16 protein-coding genes are annotated in these 20813 nt (G+C 69.9%); all 16 read right to left on the bottom strand.

What is annotated here, in order from left to right; all coding sequences use genetic code 11:
• Window positions 1–91: 91 nt before the first annotated feature.
• The 16 genes from OZ403_RS34650 to OZ403_RS34575 all read right to left on the bottom strand — a co-directional run bounded on the left by OZ403_RS34650 (window position 92) and on the right by OZ403_RS34575 (window position 20608).
• Complete coding sequence (locus OZ403_RS34650) at window positions 92–736, bottom strand: hypothetical protein (protein WP_140800094.1); 645 nt, start codon at window positions 734–736, stop codon at window positions 92–94.
• Window positions 733–1287 carry a hypothetical protein gene (locus OZ403_RS34645; protein WP_237079989.1) on the bottom strand — a complete coding sequence of 185 codons (555 nt, stop codon included), beginning with the start codon at window positions 1285–1287 and terminating at the stop codon, window positions 733–735. The genes OZ403_RS34650 and OZ403_RS34645 overlap by 4 nt, the downstream gene beginning before the upstream one ends.
• A gap of 10 nt (window positions 1288–1297) precedes the next feature.
• Entirely contained in the window at window positions 1298–4513 is a 3216-nt protein-coding gene (locus OZ403_RS34640) for a glycoside hydrolase family 2 TIM barrel-domain containing protein (protein ID WP_268782762.1), read from the bottom strand.
• A complete protein-coding gene (locus tag OZ403_RS34635) occupies window positions 4510–5880 on the bottom strand; it encodes a GH1 family beta-glucosidase (RefSeq protein ID WP_140800091.1) in 1371 nt (456 codons plus the stop codon). The genes OZ403_RS34640 and OZ403_RS34635 overlap by 4 nt, the downstream gene beginning before the upstream one ends.
• Window positions 5861–6856 carry an ABC transporter ATP-binding protein gene (locus OZ403_RS34630; protein WP_140877491.1) on the bottom strand — a complete coding sequence of 332 codons (996 nt, stop codon included), beginning with the start codon at window positions 6854–6856 and terminating at the stop codon, window positions 5861–5863. The genes OZ403_RS34635 and OZ403_RS34630 overlap by 20 nt, the downstream gene beginning before the upstream one ends.
• 121 nt (window positions 6857–6977) lie before the next feature.
• A complete protein-coding gene (locus tag OZ403_RS34625; RefSeq protein ID WP_268782761.1) occupies window positions 6978–8738 on the bottom strand; it encodes a dipeptide/oligopeptide/nickel ABC transporter permease/ATP-binding protein in 1761 nt (586 codons plus the stop codon).
• A complete protein-coding gene (locus tag OZ403_RS34620) occupies window positions 8731–9711 on the bottom strand; it encodes an ABC transporter permease (RefSeq protein ID WP_140795476.1) in 981 nt (326 codons plus the stop codon). The genes OZ403_RS34625 and OZ403_RS34620 overlap by 8 nt, the downstream gene beginning before the upstream one ends.
• Window positions 9712–9716: 5 nt before the next feature.
• On the bottom strand, window positions 9717–11357 hold the full coding sequence (locus OZ403_RS34615) for an ABC transporter substrate-binding protein (RefSeq protein WP_268782760.1): 1641 nt from the start codon (window positions 11355–11357) through the stop codon (window positions 9717–9719).
• Entirely contained in the window at window positions 11354–12208 is an 855-nt protein-coding gene (locus OZ403_RS34610) for a glycoside hydrolase family 16 protein (RefSeq protein ID WP_140800087.1), read from the bottom strand. The genes OZ403_RS34615 and OZ403_RS34610 overlap by 4 nt, the downstream gene beginning before the upstream one ends.
• 10 nt (window positions 12209–12218) lie before the next feature.
• Window positions 12219–13433, bottom strand: a complete 1215-nt coding sequence (locus OZ403_RS34605; protein ID WP_268782759.1) for an ROK family transcriptional regulator — start codon at window positions 13431–13433, stop codon at window positions 12219–12221.
• Between the two features lie 40 nt (window positions 13434–13473).
• On the bottom strand, window positions 13474–14229 hold the full coding sequence (locus OZ403_RS34600; protein WP_140857331.1) for a hypothetical protein: 756 nt from the start codon (window positions 14227–14229) through the stop codon (window positions 13474–13476).
• Between the two features lie 271 nt (window positions 14230–14500).
• The gene (locus OZ403_RS34595) at window positions 14501–16510 is read right to left on the bottom strand and encodes a TonB-dependent receptor plug domain-containing protein (RefSeq protein WP_268782758.1); all 2010 of its coding nucleotides are present in this window, start codon (window positions 16508–16510) and stop codon (window positions 14501–14503) included.
• A gap of 53 nt (window positions 16511–16563) precedes the next feature.
• A complete protein-coding gene (locus OZ403_RS34590) occupies window positions 16564–17655 on the bottom strand; it encodes a PEGA domain-containing protein (protein ID WP_268782757.1) in 1092 nt (363 codons plus the stop codon).
• Window positions 17656–17697: 42 nt separating this feature from the next.
• Window positions 17698–18876 carry a serine/threonine-protein kinase gene (locus OZ403_RS34585; RefSeq protein ID WP_268782756.1) on the bottom strand — a complete coding sequence of 393 codons (1179 nt, stop codon included), beginning with the start codon at window positions 18874–18876 and terminating at the stop codon, window positions 17698–17700.
• A gap of 117 nt (window positions 18877–18993) precedes the next feature.
• On the bottom strand, window positions 18994–19716 hold the full coding sequence (locus OZ403_RS34580; protein ID WP_140795468.1) for an imm11 family protein: 723 nt from the start codon (window positions 19714–19716) through the stop codon (window positions 18994–18996).
• Window positions 19717–19900: 184 nt separating this feature from the next.
• Window positions 19901–20608 (bottom strand): metallophosphoesterase family protein, encoded by a 708-nt coding sequence (locus OZ403_RS34575; protein ID WP_140857325.1) that lies wholly within the window; start codon window positions 20606–20608, stop codon window positions 19901–19903.
• Window positions 20609–20813 lie beyond the last annotated feature (205 nt).

The following is a 20813-nucleotide window of genomic DNA, read 5'->3' as shown; positions in this document are numbered from 1 at the left end:
TCCAGGTTGAAAACCCGTGGATACCACCCCAACATGACATCTCCGTGAAACCCGGCCCCCGAAGAGGGCCGGGCTCCACGGAGGGACGGGCTCAGTCCGCGGTGAAATACACGTTGTCGAGCAGGAGCGTGTCCGCGGCCGGACCCGCGCCGGCGATGAAGACAAACGGCGCCTGCACCGCGTTGAGCTGCAACCCACCCGCGACGAAGTCCGCCAGCGGAATGGCCAGGTGGTGCCACTGCCCGTCATTCGCGTAACCGTATCGTGACGCAGGGAGCTGGACGCTCTGGTCGTCGTTCATGCCAATGGACACGTTGGCGAAGCCCGGGTCGGCCGAGTTGAGGCTCACGTGCAGCGTCGTCCATCCATCCAGGTTGCGCGGCGTGCTCCAGTGCACGCCGAAGCCCAGCCACGTCTTGCCCGCGTGCACCACCAGGTCGGCCTGTCGGCCCTCGATGCGCGTGGTGGACGGCTCCAGGGAGAGGGTGCCCTCGTAGAGGTAGATGTGCACGGTGGTGTTGTCCACCGGGATGTCCTGGGAGCGGCCCCCCTCGTAGAAGCCCACGCCCAGGCGCCGCTGGCCCTCCACATAGGGGTAGGGGCCCGGGAGCGCCTCGTCGTTGGGTCCCCCGCCCGCGTCGGGCCGGTTGTAGCCCTGGTCCGTGTAGTCCGGCACGCCCGGGTCGGGACGGCAGCTCGCCACGAGCAGGAGCACCGCGAAGCCCGCGCGCCTCATGGCCGCACCGCCCGGTCTCCGCCGCCAGCCGTGCTCATCAGCACCCAACCGCCTTGCACCGCGCCCCCCATCTCCACGATGCCCTTGTACGCGGGCGTCGCCAGGTCGTAGGCGTAGGTGCCCGTGGCGTCGTACGTCACCGCGTCCGGGAAGGAATCGAGCATCGTCTGGTACGCGCGGATGGCCTGGAGCCGCACCTGCGGCAGGTCCTCCTGACGCGCCTCACCGTTCTGGTAGATGGCGAGCAGGTTGTTGCCCACGTAGAACTGGGCCTCGCCGCCCGGCTCGCGGGCCAGCAACGTGGCCCACGAATAGAACGCGGCCACGTTGCCGGCGCGGGATTCGATGTCCCACTTCGTCTCCGTGCCGGGCGTGCTGCTTCGGAACGGATTGTTCGGGTCGTCCAGCACGGACTGGTCCGGGTAGATGCCGACGTCCGGGCTGTGGAACTGGAGCGTGAGCCCGTCCAGGGATTCGCCATACACGAAGCTGGCGGGGTCGTAGCAGCCGGTGACGACTCCGGCGCAGGCCAGCAGAAGCCACGTCTTCATACGTCCTCCGTTAGAGAGACAGGATGGCATACGCGCCCACCTCGAATTCGCGGCCTTCGAGTCCCTGGTCGAGCGCCGTCGCACTGAGTCCTTCCGAGTACTGGTCCAGCATGCGCACCAGGCCGCGCAGGCCGAAGCGCGTCGTCACCGTTCCCATCACCGGACGCTTGAGGCCGTAGGACAGGTCTCCGCCGAGCTGGATGGGGTAGGTGAGGTTGAAGACGCGGTGGTAGTCGTACGGGCCCCAGTTGTTGAAGTGGAGCTGGGTGGTCAGCATCAGCGTGTCCCACAACACGGAGGCATCCACGCCGAAGCGCCTCACCTGCCGGTTGTCCTCGCCGGAGGACTGGTTGCTGCCGGCGAAGGCGGCGCCGAAGATTTTCAGCCGCTGCATCGGGTTGGTCACCACTCGCAGCGTGGCCTCCCATTCGTCCCGGGCGGACGGCGCGTTGCCGAAGGCCACCATGCTGCCGTCCGCGAGGATGGCGATGCCCGCGTCGCGAGATGTTGGTTGTCGCCGGTACACCAGGTCCAGACCCGCGGCGAAGGGCGCGTCCTCGCGCATGTCGCGGTCCCACTGCCAGAACCAGGTGCCGGGCGTGGGGTCGAAGGTGAGGAGCAGCTCGGCGCCCAGCGTCTCGCGGTTGTCCAGGACGGTGAAGGCATCCACCAGCACGTTGCGCGGACGCACGCCGGCGAAGTACCGTCCCGACTCCGGGTCGAACGCGTCCTCGATGCGTGGGTTGGGCCCGATGAGGGGCTTCTGGTACAGCAGGTTGGGCGACACCTGGAACGCGCTGCCGACCTGCACCACCGCGCCGGCCTGTCCGCCGAAGTGGTTGCCACGGCCGCTCTCGCGCAGGCTCCAGCCCGTCAGCAGGATGCCCTGCTCCGGACCGCCGTCCGCCACCAGACCGCGGTAGGAACCCTGGATGAACGTGCGCACCGCGCCCAGGTCATAGGTGAGGCGTGCCTTGGCACCCAGGGTGTCGAGCATCCGGATTTCATCCCGCATCACTTCGTAGCCGCTGTTGAGATAGCTGGGGCCGTCCGTGGGGCGAGACCAGGTGAACTCCTCGCCCACGCGCTGCGGGGCCGCGAGGATGCCGCCCACCTCCAGCGCCATGGGCCCCTTCGTCCAGCCGAGCGACAGCGTCGACCTGCGCGCCACGCGCTCACGGATGACCGAGGCGGTGAGCTGGGTGGAGCCCCGGGCGATGTCCTCCTGGTGCATCAGCGTCAGCGTCACCGGCCCCACGTTCCGCCGGTACTTGGCGACGATGGACGGGTTGGCACCCCAGTAGAGCTCCGGGCCCACCGCCACCTTGAGGCCCTCCAGGTTGTTCTTCCCGGTGAAGACGACGCCGAAGGGGGCGTTGCCCTTGTAGATGTCCAGCGCGGGGCCGTAGTTCGCCTCACGGTACAGGCCGAAGAAGTCGCCCTCCTCGCCCCAGTGGTAGTGGGCGGTGCGGTAGAAGCCCTCGAGTTGGAAGTCCGCGCGGTCCAGCTTGAACTCGGCCTGGTACAGCGCGAGCCGGTCCAGGCCGAGCGGTTGCTGTCCCGCCGGGTTGCCCACGCCGGGTACGGGGGCCTGGCCCACGCCGCCGTTGGCCGTGGCGGGCGCGGGGGGCGTGCCGCGGTTCTCATAGAAGATGTTGTTGAGGCGGTTCTGCGCCACGTTGCCCACGACGTTGAACGAGGCGCGCCCATACACGCCCGAGGTCGGCTGGAGCGCAAGGTCGAAGAAGACGGACTCCGTGTGGTCCGCGGCCACCTGGTTGGGCCGCACCGTGGCGATGCTCCCGCGCGACAGCGAGCTGTCCATCATCAGGCGCAGGTTGGAGACGCGCACCGCGCTGAGGTCATCCGCCCGGGCCAGCGCGATGGACGACTCATAGCCGCGTGACATCTCCGTGGGGCGGATGGACGCGAAGTGCTCGCGGATGGTGTCGGGGTTGGTGGTGGGGGCGTACGGGTCCATGCGGAAGGCCGCCTGGAGGACGTAGTACGCGGTGCGCGGTTGGATGCGCGCGATGCCGGCCTCGTCCTCGGGGCCCAGCGCGCAGATGCCGAACCACTCCTCGTTCATGTTGTTCTGGCCGGGCACGAAGTCGGATTCGTAGCCGCCGTTGGGCCAGGACGCGGTGGTGTCGTGGATGGAGAGGTTGGCCTCCTGGTTGTACTTCCACCAGCCGTCCACCCACTGGAACACGAAGCCGCCCAGGGCGTTCTGCGCGCGGCCCTGTCCGTAGGCCTGGGAGTAGATTTCCTCCCACTGCTTGCGCAGGTATTCGGCCTGCGCCAGGTGGTCCTCGCGGCCGGCCTTGGCGTCGTAGGCGTCCGCGCCGAACTCGGTGAACATGACGGGCTTGTTCAGCTTGCGCAGCACCTCGTCGAACAAGTCACGGGCGGAGGGGCCGCGGTAGACGTTGGAGCCCAGGATGTCCAATTCGGGCATCAGCCGCGCGATGAGGTCGATGTACTGGAGGTCACCGTTGGCGATGGAGACGGGGTGCAGCGTGTCGCGCTGCTTGATGGTCCGGACCGCCTCGCCCATCAGCGAGTAGAGGTGCTCCGCGCGGGCGGTGTCCTCCTGACCGGGCAGCGCCTCGATTTCGAAGCTGGTCCAGTGCAGGCCGTAGTTGTTCTCGTTGCCCAGCATCCACATCAGCACGCCGGGCACGTCCCGGTACTTCTCCACCTTCTGCGCCAGGTCGTTGAGCAGCGCGCGGCGGTGGTTCGGGTTGGAGTAGTCCGTGTTCGGCACCATGACGCCGTCCACGTTCGTGCCGTAGCGGCCCATCAGCGGGTTCACCACGGTGTAGATGCCGTAGTTCTTGTGGATGTACGTCACCCACTGCGGCGGGATGTCGTCGAACTGCCGGATGGCGTTGACGCCCATGTCGCGCAGCAGCGTCATCTCGCGGTGCAGCACCGCGCGGATGAAGTCCTCCTTCTGCGTCCACAGCGAGTACCGGTAGTTCTCTCCAATGGGCGTGTAGCCCCAGTTCATGCCGAGGATGGGGAAGTCCCGGCCGTTGACCTGGAGCTTGAAGCCGCGCTCGTCCTGGTGGACGCGGACCGCCTGCGCCGCCGCGTTGACGGTGACGGGGGACACCCGCACCACCGGCGCGTCCGACGGAGGCGGGGGCGTCTCCGGCCCGCTGGGCGGCGGCACCTGACCCAGTGTGAGCGCGAGGCTGGTGACGAGGACGAGGGCGTTCACGCGGCGAGCTCCACATCCAGCCCGTTCTTCTCCACCAGGGCCTTGTAGAGGTGAGCGCTGTCCTTCGGGATGCGGCGCTGCGAGTCGTAGTCCACGTAGACCATGCCGAAGCGCTTCTGGTAGCCGAAGGCCCACTCGAAGTTGTCCATCAGCGACCAGGCGAAGTAGCCCGCCAGCGGCACGCCCTGGTGGATGGCCTCCAGTGACGCCTCCAGGTGCGAGCGCAGGTACGCCACGCGCTTGTCGTCATGTACCTGGCCGTCCTCGCTGGGGCCGGTGGCGTAGGCGCACCCGTTCTCCGTGATGTAGAGGGGGCCGGGCTGGTAGTGGGTGTGCAGGTGCACGAGCAGCCGAGTGAGGGCGGGGGCGTACACCTCCCAGTCCATGTCGGTGCGCTCGGGCTCGGGGTGCACGGTGCGCGGCGCGTTCTGCGACTCCGGGATGCGGTCGCTGCGCATGATGGCGCGCGAGTAGTAGTTGATGCCCAGGAAGTCGGTGGGGACGGCGATGGCGGCCATGTCGCCGTCACGAACGAAGGGCAGCGTGGACGAGGCGAGGTGCCCGTCCTTCACGTAGTCCTCCACCACGTCCTTCGGGTAGCCGCGGCCGTAGAGCGGGTCCAGGAACCAGCGGTTGAAGCTGCCGTCATGGCGGCGGCACGCCTCCGCGTCCTCGGGGCTGGGAGACGCGGGCTCCGCGGGCGACAGGTTGAGGGTGATGCCCACCTCGGCGTCCTTCACGTTGGCGCGGATGACGGGCACCGCCTGGCCGTGGGACAGCAGCGTGTGGTGCGCGGTGGCCAGCACCTCGCCCCAGTTCTTGTGACCGGGGGCGTGTTCGCCGTTGCCGTAGCCGAGCACGCTGATGCACCAGGGCTCGTTGTGGGTAATCCACCGCTTTACGCGGTCGCCCAGCTTGCGGCTCATCACGTCGGCGTACTCGACGAAGGCGCTCGCGGTGTCGCGGGAAGGCCAGCCGCCCAGGTCCTGGAGCGCCTGGGGCAAATCCCAATGGTAGAGCGTGACGAAGGGCTCGATGCCCGCGTCCAGCAGCCCGTCCACCAGCCGCGAGTAGAAGTCCAGGCCCGCGGCATTCACGGCGCCGCGCCCGGTGGGAAGCACGCGGGGCCAGGCCACGGAGAAGCGGTAGGACTTCACGCCCAGCCAGCGCAGCAGCGCCACGTCTTCGCGCCAGCGGTGGTAGTGGTCGCACGCGACCTTGCCGTCCGAACCGTCGCTGATTTTGCCAGGGGTGGCGGCGAAGCGGTCCCAGATGGACTCACCGCGCCCATCGGCGCTGGTGGCGCCCTCAATCTGGAAGGCGGAGGTGGCCACACCCCACAGGAAGTCATTGGGGAACTGCCGCATTGTCGGAGGCTCCTTTCGAGGATTCGAGATGGCAGCGGACCGTGTGGGCCGCGCCGTGGACGTGAGAGGGTGGGAGGGTGTCGTGGCAGCGCGCGTCCGCATGGGGACAGCGGGGCGCGAAGGGACAGCCGAACACCGGCATGGGGCCCGTGGCGGGCCGCACCGGCAGCGGGGTGTTGAGGAAGTCCGCGCCATCCGGCACGGCGGACAGGAGCAGCCGGGTGTATGGGTGCCGGGGCGCGGCGAGTACGTCCGCTGTCCTGCCGGACTCCACGACGCTGCCCGCGTACAGCACCAGGACGCGGTCGGCCAGGTGGCGCGCGCTGGCCAGGTCGTGGGTGATGAAGAGGATGCCGATGCCGCGCTCGCGCGTCAGACCGCGCAGCAGTTGGAGCACGCCCCGGCGCGTGGACACGTCCAGCATGGAGGTGGGCTCGTCCGCGATGATGACGTCCGGCTCCACGGCCAGCGCGCGCGCCACGGCCACGCGTTGCCGCTGGCCGCCGGACAGCTCATGCGGGTAGCGCCGCGCCAACTGCTCCGCGGGCGCCAGGCCCACGGACTCCAGCAGGGCGTGGACGCGGTCCTTGAGTCCGGCGCGTGTGGCCCGGCCATGGCGCAGCAGCGGGCGCTCCAGGTGATGGGCCACGGTGTGGACGGGGTTGAGTGAGGCGAAGGGGTCTTGGAAGACCATCTGCACGCGGCCCCGGTACGCGAGCGATGCGCCGCCGCGCTCCAGGGTGAGCACGTCCTCGCCGCCCAGCCGCAGGCTGCCGGCATCCGGCGTGTCCAGCCGCGCCAGCACCCGGGCCAGGGTGGACTTGCCGCTGCCGGACTCGCCCACCAGCGCGACGATTTCTCCGCGCTCCAAGGTGAAGGACACGCGGTTGAGCAAGGTGCGGCGCGAACGGGAGAGGAAGCCGCCCACGGGCACCGTGCGCAGCAGCTCCGTGGCCTCCAGCAGCGGGGCGCTCATCGGCCACCTTCCGGGTGAGCGTCGGTCGCCGAGGCGCGCAGGGTGGGTGCCAGCACCAGGCGCGTTGCCCGTTGGGCACCGGTCGCGCTCAGCGGCAGGTTGGCTGGCATGGCGAGCCGTTTCATCGTCCACCCCCCTGCACGGAGGCCTGGGCCGCCGTGCGCTCCGAGCCCGCCAGCGTCACGTCCGCCGGCACCAGCGCGTCCGCCGCGCTCAGGTGAGGGAAGGAGGACAGCAGCAGGCGCGTGTACGGGTGGCGTGCCTCCGTGCGCAGGCGCTCGGCGGTGTCCACCTCCACCAGCTTGCCGCCCTGGAGGACGCCGACGCGGTCCGACAGCGCGAGCAGCAGTGGCAGGTCATGGGTGATGAAGAGCACCGCGAAGCCCAGCCGCTGCTTCAGCTCCAGCACACGCTGGAGCAGCTCCTTCTGCACCACGACGTCCAGCGCCGTGGTGGGCTCGTCCATCACCACCAGCTTCGGCTCCAGGGCCAGCGCCAGGGCGATGCCCACGCGCTGCCGCATTCCACCGGAGAGCTGGTGCGGCCACGCGTCCACCAGTTGTGGCGCCAGTCCCACCATGGACAGCAGCTCCCGTGCACGGGCATGGGCCGCGGCGCGGGTGGTCCGCCCATGGGCGGCGAGGGTGTCGTGGAACTGGTCCCCCAGCGTGAGCACCGGGTTGAGCGCGCTCATCGCGCTCTGGAAGACCATGGACACCTGGCTCCAGCGGTACGCGCGCAGCGCGGTTTCATCCAGCGCGGTGACGTCCGTGCCATCCAGGATGATGCGGCCCTGCGTGATGCTGGCGGCCGGAGGCAGCAGGCGCAGCAGCGCGTAGCCCAGCGTCGACTTGCCGCTGCCGGACTCACCCGCAAGTCCGAACACCTCACCGGGCGCGATGTCGAAGGACACCGCGTCCACCACCCGCGCGGGCCCACGCTCCGTGGCGTACTCGATGCACACGTCCCGGATGCTCAGCAGGGCGCCGGACGGCGGCGCCGCGTCCGCCGAGGAGGACTGCGTCGTGCGCACGGAGGTGGTCGCCACCGGAGGCGCCTTCAGTGCCGGGTTGGTTACCTCGTCGATGGCGGAGCTGAGCAGCGTCAGCGAGAAGCCGACCACCGCGATGCACAGACCGGTGGGCACGAAGACCCACCAGGAGCGCGTCAGCAGCGCCGCGTCGTTGCCGGCCCAGTAGAGGTTGGTGCCCCACGTCACCGCGCCCACGTCGCCCAGGCCGAGGAACTCCAGGCCCACCTGCGCGCCCACCGCGTAGAGCGTGTTGCCGATGAACGACGAGCCCAGCAGCGACGCCATGTTGGGCAGCAGCTCCCGGACGACGATGCGCGAGCGGCTCTCCCCCGCGACGAACGCGGCGGAGACGAAGTCCCGGTTGCGCAGGGCCATGGCCTCGGCGCGGAAGACGCGCGCGTTCCAGGCCCAGCCGGCCAGCGACAGCACCACCACCATGCGGAAGGGGCCGGAGGGCAGGTAGGCGCCCAGGACGATGGCCAGCGGCAGGCCGGGGATGACGAGGAAGACGTTGGTGGTGAGCGTCAGCACGTCATCCACGCGGCGGCCCAGGTACCCGGACGTCACGCCGATGAGCGCGCCCATGAGCGTGACGAGCGCGCCCACCGCGAAGCCGATGGCCAGCGTCTCACGCGCGCCCACCACCGTCTGCGCCAGCACGTCCTGCCCCTGGCCCGTGGTGCCGAACCAGTGCGCGGAGGAGGGTGGCTGGTGGGGACGGCCCACCAGCTCCGTGGGGTCCATCACCAGCCAGGGCCCGAGGAGCGCGAGCACGATGAAGCCCAGCAGGATGCTCCCGCCCACCGCCGCCTTGCGTTGACGCAGCAGCCGTCGAAGAAGGTCACGCATGGGCGCGGGTCCTCGGGTCCAGCCACAGACACAGCAGGTCCACGGCGAAGTTCGCGGCGAGCACGGCGAAGGTGATGGTCAGGAAGAGCCCCTGCATCAGGGGGTAGTCCTGGTTGCGCACGGCCAGGATGAGCAGGTAGCCGGTGCCCGGGTACGAGAAGACAATCTCCGTCAGCAGCGAGCCGCTCAGCACGAAGCCCAGCGCCATGCCGAAGCCCGTGACGTTGGGCAGCAGCGCGTTGCGCGCGGCGTAGCGCAGCATCACCTGCCGGGGCGGCAGTCCCTTCGCGTGCGCCAGCCGGAGTGTGTCCGTGCCCAGCGTGGCCACCATGGTGTTGCGCATGCTCAGCATCCACCCGCCCAGCGTGGCCACGACGATGGAGGCCGCGGGCAGGAAGGCGTGCCGCGCCACGTCCGCCGCGAAGGTGAAGGACAGCGCCGGCTCCAGGTCGTGCGAGTACGCGTGCCGCAGCGGGAACCAGCCGAGCCCGAACCCGAAGAGGTACAGGGCCAGCATGGCCAGCCAGAAGTAGGGGAAGGCCCCCAGGAAGGCGAGCGCCGGGGCCACCGTCGCGTCCAGCCACCCGCCGCGGTTCCACGCGGCCAGCACGCCCAGCATGGAGCCCACCGTGAAGCTGATGATGACCGCGCACCCGGCCAGCCCCAGCGTCCACAGCAGGCCGGTGCCAATCACCTCGGACACGCGCGCCGGGTAGTACGCGTAGGACAAGCCCAAATCGCCGCGCAGCAGGTGCTTCAGGTACGTGGCGTACTGCACGTACCAGGGGGCCTCCGTGAAGCCGAAGGCGGCACGCAGCGCCACCATGGCCTCGGGCTGCACGCGGCCCTCGAAGCGCGCGAACATGGCGGACGCCGGGTCACCGGGCGCCAGCCGGGGGATGACGAAGTTGAGCGTCAGCGACGCCCAGGCCGCCAGCAGGTAGAAGCCCAACCTCCGCAGGACGTAGGCCATGGCTCTCAGGGCTCCCGCGGGGCGAGCGACGTCAGCACCAGCAGGCTGTCGGGCTCGGCATGGGGGGACAGGCGCGCGTAGGGGTTCTGCTCGGTGGGAAAGCCGGTGAAGCGCCGCGAGTTGGACTCGCCCCAGGACGGGTTGGGGAAGAGCGGGATGGACGGCGCCAGCTCGGAGTAGCGCCGCTGCACCGCCGCCATCAGCGCGCGCTGCTCGTCCTCGGCGTCTGTGCGCTCGAAGCGCGTCAGCAGCTCGTCTGCTTCCTCATCGCCGAAGCGGTGCCAGTTGGACGCGGCCACCTCGCCCACCGGGCGCACGGTGCGCGGGGACAGCTGCCACTTGTAGAAGGTGTACGGCGTGGGGCCGTCCAGGGACCAGGAGATGGCCAGCTGGAACTCGCCCTTCTGGAGCCGCGCGTACCACGCGCCGAACTCGTAGGTGCGCAATTGCGCCTGCACGCCCAGCTTCCGCAAGTCCCTCGCGACCACCTGCCCGGCGCGCACCCAGTCGGACCAGCCGCCCACCACCTCGATGTCCAGCGCGAGCGGCTGGCCATCCGCCTTGCGCCTCAGCCCGTCCGGGCCTTCCTTCAAGCCCACCTCGTCCAGCAGCCGCTTCGCCGCCTCCAGGTCGTGCTTCACCCAAGCACCCTGGGCCGCGTCCGCGTCGCGCCACGCGGCGTACGCGTCGTTGAGCGCGGTGGCGTCCGCCGGCCGCGTGTAGCCGTACATGGCGATCTCCACCAGCCGCTCGCGGTCCAGCGCCATGCTCAGCGCCTTGCGCACGCGCACGTCGTCCAGCGGCGGCAGGGTGGTGTTGGGGTAGAGGAAGACGGTGCTGCCGTAGAGTGGGAACCAGCGGCCATGGTGCGCCGGGTCCCTGGCGACGAAGGTGCGGTCCACGGCGGGGACGAAGTTGCCCGCCCAGTCCACTTCCCCCTCCACCAGCGCCAGGTTGGCCTGGTCATTGGTGGGGAAGGCCAGGAAGCGCAGCGCGGAGACGGCGGGCTTGCCGGGCTGCCAGTAGTGCGGATTGCGGCCCAGCTCGTAGACCTGGTTGCGGAAGACGGTGACCTCGGTGAAGGGCCCGGTGGCTACCGGCCGCGGGTTGGTGAACGTCACCGGGTCCGCCACCTTCTCCCAGACGTGCCGGGGGACGATGGGCTGCTGCGCCAGCTCCGCGAAGCCGGGGATGTAGATGCGGGAGAACTGGAAGGCCACCGTGTGCGCGTCCTCCGCGCGCACGTCCTCCACGAAGCGCCACACGCCGCCCGCGTCCAGCGCCGCGTGCTGTTTGAGCAACTGGAAGGTGAAGGCCACGTCGTCCGCGGTGAAGGGCCTTCCGTCGGACCAGCGCACGCCGGGGCGGAGGGTGAAGCGCAGCGTGCGGCGGTCCTCGGACCACGCGTGGCCGGTGGCCAGCCAGGGCGTCCACTGGCCCACCGCGGGGCTGAAGATTTCAAGGCACTCGTAGACGCCCGCACGCGTGGGCCAACGAGAGCCCGCGCCCGCGAACAGCGGGTTGAAGTTGCGCACCCAGGCGCTCTGTTGCTCCACGGAGACGAACAGCACTCCGGGCGGCCGCGGGCGGGGTTCCACCTTGCAGGCCACCAGCAGGAGTGTCAGCGCCCAGAGCGCGACCCTCACGTGGGCCTCGCGTAGACGCGGACGTAGTCCACCTTCATCTGCTGCGGGAACACCGTGTCCCGGCCCACCGGGCCCACGAAGTTTCCACCCACCGCGACGTTGAGGATGATGAATTGGGGCTGGTCGAACACCCAGCGGGCGCCCTCGGGGAGCTGGGCGGGCGTCGCCTCGAAGAAGGTGGTGCCGTCCAGGAACCAGCGGATGCGGTTCGGCTCCCACTCCACCGCGTAGACGTGGAAGTCCTCGTTCAGCCGGACGCCGCTGACGACGTAGTCCTGGCCGAGGTTGTTGCCGGCGGAGTACCCCGGCCCGTGCAGCGAGCCCCGGAGGATGGACGGCAGCTGGCCCCGGTACTCCATGATGTCGATTTCGCCGCACTCCGGCCAATCGACGCTGTTGATGTTCGCGCCCAGCATCCAGAAGGCGGGCCAGATGCCGCGGCCCACGGGCAGCTGGATGCGCGCCTCGATGCGGCCATACGTGGTTTCGTAGCGGCCCTGCGTCCGGATGCGCCCGGAGGTGTAGTCCCGGCCGTTGTAGCGCTCGCGGCGCGCGGTGATGACCAGGTTGCCGGCGCCGTCATGCGCGGTGTTCTCGGTCCGGTCGGTGTTGAACTCCTGCTGCTCGTTCCCCCAGCCGTGTCCCCCTACGTCGTGCACCCACCGTTCGGGTGAGGGCGGCGTCCCCTCCGGTCCATCGAACTCGTCCTGCCACACCAACTCCCAGTCCGTGCTGGGCTGCGGGTTGGTGAGGGGCGGCGGGGTGCCAGGGCGGTTCACCCGGTTGGCGGCCGGGTCACAGGCGAGGCCCGTCAGGGCCAGGGCCACGGGGAGGAGGCGCTGGAGCGTCATGCAGGTTTGCCTATGTGTTGGAGGGGGAAGAGGGTTCGGTCACGCAGCGCCGCCTGGAGCACCAGGGTGGCCGCGCCCACGGCAATGGCGCGGTCTCCCAGCGCGGAGGTGACGATGCGCGTCTCCGCCATGGAGAGGTGGACAGCGCCCGCTTGCGCACCGACGCGCGAAGCGGGTCCAGCAGCAGGTCTCCCACCGACGAGATTTCACCGCCGAGCACGACGATGGCGGGGTTGAGCAGGTTCAGCAGACCGGCCACGGCGATGCCCAGGTAGTGCCCGAGCCCGTCGATGACCTGACGCGCGGCCGGCTCACCCGCCCGCGCGCCTTCCACCAGCTCGCGCACCGTGAGGGCGCGCTTGTCCTTGCGGCCCATCAGCTCCCGCGCCCGTTCCAGCAGGGCCGCGGACCCGATGAGCGTGACGAGGCAGCCGCGCAGGCCGCACACGCACTGCGGCCCGGAGGAGTCCACCGCCATGTGGCTGATTTCGCCCGCGGTGCCGCCAGCGCCACGGTAGACGTCGCCGTGGATGATGTGGCCGGAGCCGATGCCCGTGGCCAGCTTGATGTACGCCAGGTCCTCGCCGTTGACGCCCGCGCCCCAGTAGCACTCCGACAGCGCGCCCAGGTTCGCGTCGTTGTCCACGAACACCGGCAGGCCGAACGCGCTCCGCAGGGACTCCTGCACGTCGTAGTCGCGCCAGGCCGGCACCAGCAGCGGGGACAGCTTTCCGGGCGCGGCCGGGTGGACGGGACTGGGCACGGCGATGCCCATGCCCGCCACCGAGCGGCGCGGTACGCGTTCGGCGTCCAGGACCTCCTGGACCAGCTCGCGCACCTTCTGGAGCGTGCCCTTGGGGTCCTCGCGGACGGCATGGCTGGCGTGCCGGTACGCGCGCACCCGTCCTCGGAGGTCGGTGAGCGCGGCCGTCACGTGGGTGGCGCCCATCTCCACGCCGATGAGGCTGAACGCGTCATCGCAGAAGCCGATGAGGGTGGGGCGACGGCCGCCCCGGGACACGCCGGCGCCAATGCTGCGCACCAGGCCGGAGCGCTCCAAGTCCGCCACGATGGCGGAGACGGTCGACGGACTCAGCTCCGTCCGTCGGGCGATTTCCGCCCGGGAAATCTGGCGCTCGCGCCAGATCATGTTGAGCAGCAGGCTGCTGTTCTGCGCGCGCATGCCCGCCGCATCGACCGTCGTCACCGCCGTTCCCACTCGCATCGTCCTCTCGCTCCGTTCCGCCGCGAGGATGGGGTGGGTGTCAGTGCCAGTGGATGTCGTCGATGAAGAAGACGAGCGGAGTCGTCCTTCCATCGGCGGTCCATCCGAAGCCACCCACCACCTGTCCATACCGGACGCGGCTGATGTCGATTGTGTACTGGGTCGGGGTGGTGGTGAGCGCCACGTTCGCTTCTTTCACCTCGAAACCGTCGGCGGCGTTCATCCCCACCATGAAGGAGACGATTTCGCCGCCCTCCGTGCCCCAGGCGTAGAAGGACACGGTGTTGGCGCCGTCCGGGACGCGGAAGCCGGGCTGGTCTCCCCAGTTGCCTTCCGGGTACTGCCAGTACACGCCCGCCCAACCGTCGTTGCCAGGCGTCCAGGTGAACTTGTGGCAGGCTCCCCGCTGCGAACCCGCCCGCCCAGGCAGACACTCGGTGCCGTCGTAGGTGACGCCGCCCCGCGCGCCGTCGCCCATGTAGCCGCTGGGAATCCAGGTGCCGTCCACGGCCAGCGGCAGCGTGGGGACGGTACCGGCGTCTTCCTCGGTACCGGCGTCGGGCTCGGTGCCCGCGTCCGGCTCCGTGCCGGCGTCAGTCTGCGTGCCCGAGTCCGGCGGCGTACCAGAGTCCGGCGGGGTGCCTGAGTCAGGCTGCGTACCTGAATCCGGGGTTTGCTGTCCTGCGTCAGGCGTTGGCGTGGGGTCCTCTTCAGGGTCACATCCCGCCACCAGACCAGACACCGCGAAAACGCCCGCCGCCACCCACGCCCACGCGAAACGCTTGTTCGGATGCATGCGCTGCCCTCCACGGCTGGAAGACTTCGTTCTCACTGCGAAGAAACCAGGGTGCTTCGGGAGTCGCCGTTCACTGTTGCGGCGCGTCGGAAATGCGTGGAGCAGCGCGAACGAACGCGAGTTCTTTCGAGTGGCGAAGAAAGTACCAGCGAGAATCCGGTGATTGCAAGTCTGTGACAGTCCATTCCCCGTGACGCATTGCTTCAAAGCCAGACGGCCCACCCTCCGGAGGGAAGGTGGGCCGTGGCGGACGTCAGGTTTGGACGTGCTGCTATTCGTCGCTGACAGGGTCCAGCAGGTAGCTGACGCGCACCATGAACTCGCGAGAGAAGACAGGCATGGGCGCGTGGCCGCCGTTGTAGGGCTGGGCGATGCGAAAGTTCGTGCCGGTCAGGTTGTAGACGCCCGCGCCAATCTCCAGCCCGCGCGTGCCTACGTCCTGCGCGCGCACGAAGAGGTTGAGCAGCAGCTGCGTGGGCAACTCCTCCACCGCCGCGTTGCCCTCGTCATCCGGCGCGTCCACGGCGTAGCGCTTGCCCACGAGGACGGCGGTGGGGCTGACGGTGAGCCAGGGCAGCACCTTGATGCTGCCGGTGAGCGCGGCCTTGTGCGTGGGCATGCCCGTGAAGGCGTTGGGCTGTCCGGGGACCTGGTAGTCCTCCACGTCATTGCGGCCTGACGGCGTGTAGAATGAATAGTTGAGGGCGGCGCGGCCCCAGCTTCCACGCACGTGGTAGTCCAGCTCGACGCCGCGGCTGCCCAGGCGCCCGAGGTTCCGGTAGGCCTCCGTGTTCGTCACCGCGTCGTATGAATAGATGATGGGGTCCGCCACGCCCATGTCGAAGGCGTTGGCGCTCAGCGCGTGGCCTTCTCCCATGCGCAGCGTGCCCTCCAGCTCGAGCACGGTGGTGCGCTCGGGCCGGACGTCGGCGCCCAGGCTGATGTTCTCGATGCTCGGCGCGCGGAAGGCGCGGCTGAACAGGGCCTTGCCGCTGAAGGGACCGAAGCTGCGCAGCAGCACCAGCCGCGGCACGAAGGACTCACCGAAGGCGCTGTGGTTCTCCACGCGCGCGCCCGCCACCACGTTGACGAACGGATTGACGGAGAAGGCCTCCACGAAGCCCGCCAGATTCACGTAGGAGACGCTGTCGGCCTCCTCGGGGCCGAAGCCCGTCTGGAGGCCCACGCCCACCGGGCCGTTGACCCGCCCCTGGTCGGACGTCACGTCCACACCGCCGGTGAGCTGCAGCCAGTCCAGCGCCGCCCAGCGCGCCAGCGTCCGCCCTCGCAGGCGCAGCACCTGCTTGTCGTAGAAGAAGGGCGACCCCTGGTCCGAGTCACTGAAGGGCTTGGAGAAGGTGAGGTTGAGGCGGGGGATGATTTCCACCCGCTCGTCCGGGCGGAACCTGTCGCTCAGCTCCGCGTGCAGGGACTCGAAGTGGGTGGGCGCGGGCGCTTCCAACACCTCGTCGAAGGCGACGATGGCGGAGGTGCCATAGCGCTGGTACAGCACGCTGAGCTGCAGGTCCTTGTAGCCCACGCCCGCCTGCACCATCGTCGGGTCCAGCCGCGAGTTGCCACCCAGCTGCGCGGAGTTGCCGAAGAAGTCCTGGAAGACGCCGCTGCTGCGCTGGGCCTGCGACAGTCCGGCGGACGCGAAGATGCTCAGGCCCGGCGCGGACTCGAACACCTTGCGGCCGGAGACGGTGAGCCCCCGCCGGCCGTTCACGCTGCCCATCTGCCCGTACATGCCGGACACCATCAGGTCCGTGCTGCCCTGGACGCCGCGCGTGACGACGTTGATGACGGCGAGCTCCGCGTTGCCGCCGTAGATGACGGAGCCGGGGCCGCGCACCACTTCGATGCGTTCGATGAGCTCGATGGGGAACTCGTTGCCCAACTGCATCGTGGAGTAGAGCTGCTCGTTCATCTCCTTGCCGTCCACGACGAGCAGCACCTTGCCCTCGTAGCCCCACAGGCCGCGGAAGCCGGGGCCGACCGCGCCCTGGGTGTCCACGCCGAAGAAGAAGCCCGGAATCTGCAGCAGCAGGTCCATCAAGTCGCGGGCGCCGGAGTTGCGAATCTCCTCCGCGTTCATCGCCGTGACGACGGCGGGGGACTCCTGGAGCCGGGTGACGGCGAAGGAGGCCACCTGGCTGTGAACCTCCGGCTCCTCGTCACCCAGGTTCCCCGCGTCGGTGTCCTGGGCGAGCGCGGGACTGGCGCACAGGAGGAGCAGGGCTCCGATTGAAGGTTCGGACCACCTACGGCAGCGGCGCATATCGACCTCGATGCGGAAAGGGAGCGCGGCTCGCCGCGCGAACGGCCTTCAGGTCAGCGGATGCGGACGGCGGTGCTCTGGTCCGCCACGACGTCGACGGTGAGCTTCCGCTTCACCACGCCATTGACGCGGACCTCCAGACGCGCGGGCCCCGCGGGAAGTCCCTGGGCGACGAGCGGCGGGAAGCCATACGGCCGGTTGTTGATCCACACCTCGCCGTAGAGGCCGGGAGACGTCACATCCAGGCGGCCCTTGCCCGTCGCCGTGGGGGCGGCGGTGGCCACGGACGGCTCGGCGGTGGGAGGCGATTCGGCGCGCGCCGCGGTGGCAGCAGGGCTGGTGGCCGCGGGCGCTGCGGGAGGCGGCGACTCCACGGGAGCCGGTGCGGTCGCCGAGGGTCTTGGTGCGAGAGCGAGCTCGGCGGTGAGGTCGCGGTTGAGGGAGCGCACGTCATCCTCGCCCAACTCCACCGTCTCCTCGGCCAGCGTGCGCTCACCCTGCGCGAGCGCCACGCGGTACGTCCCCGCGCGCAGCGGCAGCCGCGCCGGCGTGAGGTCCATGGGCTTGCCGTCCACCCGCACCATCAGCCCGGGGGGCGTGGACGTCACCAGCAGCAATCCGCCGCGTGTCTCGTCCGCGGAAGTGGACTCCTGGCGAGGCTGAGCCCGGGCCGTACCGCGCGCCGGACGCGTGCGCTGGACGGAGCGGGTGGGCGCCGGCGTGGGCTCGCGTTGGGCACGGGCCTGCTCGCCTTGCTGACGCGCCTGCTCTCGCGTTCGCAATTCGGCCGCGATGCGCAGCAGCTCCACGAGGTCGCCCTGGTCGCCCTTGCGCAGCCGCAGCGCCTCCGTGAAGTCGGAGACGGCCGCGTCGTAGTCGCGGTCCTCCAGCGCGGCCAGGCCCGCGGCGCGGCGGGCCCGGGCCAGGCCCTCGTTCGGGTCCTCTCCCGGTGGTTCCGCGGGCGCGGTGGGCGGCGGGGTGGTGAGCGGCGGGGTGGTGAGCGGCGGGGTGGTGGGCGTGCGGGTGATGGCGTCCGGCGTGGCCTCGGGGGCGCTGTCGCGCCGGCTGCGCACCACGCGGTAGGCCACCGCGTTGGCGGCGAGCGTGCCTAGGATGATGACGGCAATCCACGTCTTCTGTTTCATCAGGGTCTCGTTGCCGCGCCGTCAGCGCCGGGCGGCAACCGCTCAGGGGGCCAGTAACCAGAACAGCGCTGTGCCCACGGCCGCGCAGCCCGCGGCCAGGGCGATTCCCCACGGAAAGCCTTGGGTGCCCGTGTCGAGCGGCGCCTCCACGGCGCCATGCGCCCGCGTGGCGGCGGAGGTGCTGCTCAGCTCTCGCTTGGGCTCGGCGCTGGGGGCGGGCGTCCGGCCCGTGGCGGAGTTGCTGCCATGGGAGGTGCTGGAGGCGGGCAGCGCGGTGGGCGGCTGGCCCGTGATGCCGGGGGGAAACAGCTCGGCGACGAGCGCCGCCATCTCATGCGTTCCCGACGCCCACTGCTGGGCGGCGCGGAAGCGCTCCAGGTCATCGCGCAGCTCCCGAGCGCTCTGGTAGCGCGCGGCGGGGTCCTTCTGCAGCAGCCGGAGGAGGACGCGCTCCAGCTCCGCGGGGAAGTCGGGCGTCCCCTCTGACGGCGGCGGCACGTTCGCCTGGGACGCGGCCATGATGGTGGCCTCCAGCGTGTCGCGCTTGAACAGGCGGCGCCCGGTGGCGGCCTCGTAGAGGACGATGCCCAGCGAATACAGGTCGGAGCGGTGGTCCAGCTCCTTGCTGGTGATCTGCTCCGGGGACATGTACGGGTACTTGCCCTTCACCACCCCGGCGACGGTGCGCTCCGCGTTGACGGCGCTCTTCACGATGCCGAAGTCCGCCAGCTTGATGATGCCGTCGCGCGACACCAGCACGTTGCCCGGCGTGACGTCGCGGTGCACCAGCTTGAGGGGCGTTCCGTCCGGCAGCGTCTTCGCGTGCGCGTACGCGAGCGCGTCCGCCACCGCGAGCCCCACGTCCACCGCCACCCGAGTCCCCACCACCCGGCCGCTTCGGATCGCCTGCCGCAGCAGCCGGTCCAACGAGTGTCCCTGAATCCACTCCATGGCCAGGTAGTACTGGCCGTCCACCCGCCCGAAGTCGAAGACCTGCACGATGTTCGGGTGCGTCAGCAGCGCGGCGACCTTCGCCTCGTCCGCGAACATGCGGCTGAACGACTCCAGGCTGGCGTACTCCGGCAGGACGCGCTTGATGACGCAGGACTTGGAGAACCCGTCGGGTCCGTCGATGGAGGCTAGATAGAGCTGGGCCATCCCGCCGGTCGCCAGCTGCTGGACAAGCCGGTACTTGCCGAAAGAGCTGTCCTCGTTATCCAACGCCGTCCCCAGGTATTTGCTGGAAAACGAGGAAGATATTGTTAGTGCTCCTACCTCACAAGTTTCCAGCCAGGTGGCAACTCTGTTGCAACCGCAAGGGCTGGAGGCGGCGTGGGCTCAGCGGCGCTTGGGCCGGGACTTCTTGGAAGCTGTCTTCTTCCGGCGGGGCTTGCGCGGCGGCTTCGTCACCTCTGCGAAGCGCGCGCCGGCGATGCCGGCATGCTCCAGGGCCTCCTTGATGCCCTCGGACACGATGAGGCTCACCGGCCAGCCCCAGGTGCGGAACACCCGGGCGCCGTTCGTCTTCGTGGCATCGACCCGGAGTCCACGGACGTTGCGGTAGTGCCCCACGCGCTCGGGGAGTCCGTCCTCGGCGGTGTAGTGGATGACCTCCTCGCAGGCCCGGTCGTCGATGCAGCGCACCAGCCGGGTGGCGACGAGGATGAAGTGGGGCTCGTCGCGGTCCTCCACCTCCACTGGCAGTAGTTGCACGTCATCGGGGGCCAGCTCCCGGAAGACGGAGGCCACCCGCGCGGAGACGACGGGGGTGAGCCCCGCGCCCGCGAGCGAGAAGTCCAGCGGCAGTCCGGGCGGCGTCACCGCCAGGCGCAGCTTGCCCACGCTCCGCACCCGGGTGCCGGAGGTGAAGAGCCAGACGGAGTCCAGCTTCCGGCGGACATCCACCGCCACCGGGTCGCTCAGCTCGGGCCGGCCGGGGATGCGGAAGTCGTCGTGGAGGTCGAAGTAGCGCGCCAGCCGGGTGGTGCGTGATGGTGACCGGCGCGCGGCCGGCTTCTTCGTCCGGGGCCGGCCGTCAGCGGGCACGTCTGAAAGGAGCATCTGCCGGGGGGCACCCGGCGTGGGGCCGGGGCCTCTTATCGGGGAGCGTCGCGTCAGGACGCGGAGCGCCTCGGTGAGCCGCCTGAACATTCGCCAATGTTACTTCCCCCGCCCGCGGTATGGGGGAGGAAGAAGCGGTGGACCGGGCTCCCTGCCGCCTTCCTGCCCGCCCGCGGCCCGGCGGCTACCAGGTGGTGTGCAGCGAGTAGCTCGCGGCGCGGGTGTCCAGGCTGAGGAAGGAGAACTGCCCCTCCGAGCACGTGCCGCTGTTGAGGAACAGCTTGCTGCCGTGCTCCACCCGCAGGCCCAGGTGGGTGTGGCCGGTGACGACGACGTCCGCGTGATGCGCGTTGGCCCGCGCCATGGCCCAGCGCTGGAAGGTGCACCGCGCCGGGTCCGGCAGCGCGTTGGTGATTTTCAAGTCCAGCGCCTGGAACCAGCGGAACATCGCCCGCATCCGCATCCGCCGCAGCCACGCCCCGGCCCACACCGCCGCCTCCGACAGCAGGCGCGCCTTGCGAATCATCCAGTCGTGATGGTGTCCGTGGGTGAACAGCATCCGCACGCCGTCCGCCTCCAGAATCATCTGGTCGGGCGCCCCCAGCACGGTGCCCGCCACCAGGTCGTGGTTGCCGTGGATGTAGTGGTAGCGCGGCAGCTCGAAGCGCCGGACGATTTCCGGGTGCGCCGCGCGGGCCGCCAGCAGCTCGGCCACCTTCCGTCCCGGCATGCGCGGGGTGAGCGTTTCGAAGATGTCCCCCAACAGCACGATGTGCTCGAAGTTGCCTTCCAAGAAACGGAGGAACCGCAGGAAGCCGGAGTCGTCGTGCCCGAAGTGGTCGGCGGCATCACGCCGCCCGAGATGTAGGTCCGAAATCACCGCGATCCGCATGCGCTCTCCCAAAGTGCCCTGGAAAGGTAGGGGCTGCGTGCGGCGGCGGAATGGTCGGTGCGCGAAAATCTCGCTGCAACCGGATGCCATTCGTGTGTCGCCACGATGCACCTTTCCTCTTGGCCCGGCATCACTGAAGCCAGATCCGGGGCTCTCGCCACCCTGCGCACGACCGGCGCATTCGTCCATGAGACCTGTGTGCTTT

The organism is Myxococcus sp. NMCA1 (assembly GCF_026810205.1).
Classification (GTDB): domain Bacteria; phylum Myxococcota; class Myxococcia; order Myxococcales; family Myxococcaceae; genus Myxococcus; species Myxococcus xanthus_A.
This window is presented reverse-complemented; position numbering and strand designations above follow the sequence as displayed.

Excerpts from the sequence above, each read along its gene's own strand:
- OZ403_RS34650 (WP_140800094.1), bottom strand. The coding sequence starts at position 736 with ATGAGGCGCGCGGGCTTCGCGGTGCTCCTGCTCGTGGCGAGCTGCCGT.
- OZ403_RS34645 (WP_237079989.1), bottom strand. The coding sequence starts at position 1,287 with ATGAAGACGTGGCTTCTGCTGGCCTGCGCCGGAGTCGTCACCGGCTGC.
- OZ403_RS34635 (WP_140800091.1), bottom strand. The coding sequence starts at position 5,880 with ATGCGGCAGTTCCCCAATGACTTCCTGTGGGGTGTGGCCACCTCCGCC.
- OZ403_RS34630 (WP_140877491.1), bottom strand. The coding sequence starts at position 6,856 with ATGAGCGCCCCGCTGCTGGAGGCCACGGAGCTGCTGCGCACGGTGCCC.
- OZ403_RS34625 (WP_268782761.1), bottom strand. The coding sequence starts at position 8,738 with ATGCGTGACCTTCTTCGACGGCTGCTGCGTCAACGCAAGGCGGCGGTG.
- OZ403_RS34620 (WP_140795476.1), bottom strand. The coding sequence starts at position 9,711 with ATGGCCTACGTCCTGCGGAGGTTGGGCTTCTACCTGCTGGCGGCCTGG.
- OZ403_RS34610 (WP_140800087.1), bottom strand. The coding sequence starts at position 12,208 with ATGACGCTCCAGCGCCTCCTCCCCGTGGCCCTGGCCCTGACGGGCCTC.
- OZ403_RS34605 (WP_268782759.1), bottom strand. The coding sequence starts at position 13,433 with ATGCGAGTGGGAACGGCGGTGACGACGGTCGATGCGGCGGGCATGCGC.
- OZ403_RS34600 (WP_140857331.1), bottom strand. The coding sequence starts at position 14,229 with ATGCATCCGAACAAGCGTTTCGCGTGGGCGTGGGTGGCGGCGGGCGTT.
- OZ403_RS34595 (WP_268782758.1), bottom strand. The coding sequence starts at position 16,510 with ATGCGCCGCTGCCGTAGGTGGTCCGAACCTTCAATCGGAGCCCTGCTC.
- OZ403_RS34590 (WP_268782757.1), bottom strand. The coding sequence starts at position 17,655 with ATGAAACAGAAGACGTGGATTGCCGTCATCATCCTAGGCACGCTCGCC.
- OZ403_RS34580 (WP_140795468.1), bottom strand. The coding sequence starts at position 19,716 with ATGCTCCTTTCAGACGTGCCCGCTGACGGCCGGCCCCGGACGAAGAAG.
- OZ403_RS34575 (WP_140857325.1), bottom strand. The coding sequence starts at position 20,608 with ATGCGGATCGCGGTGATTTCGGACCTACATCTCGGGCGGCGTGATGCC.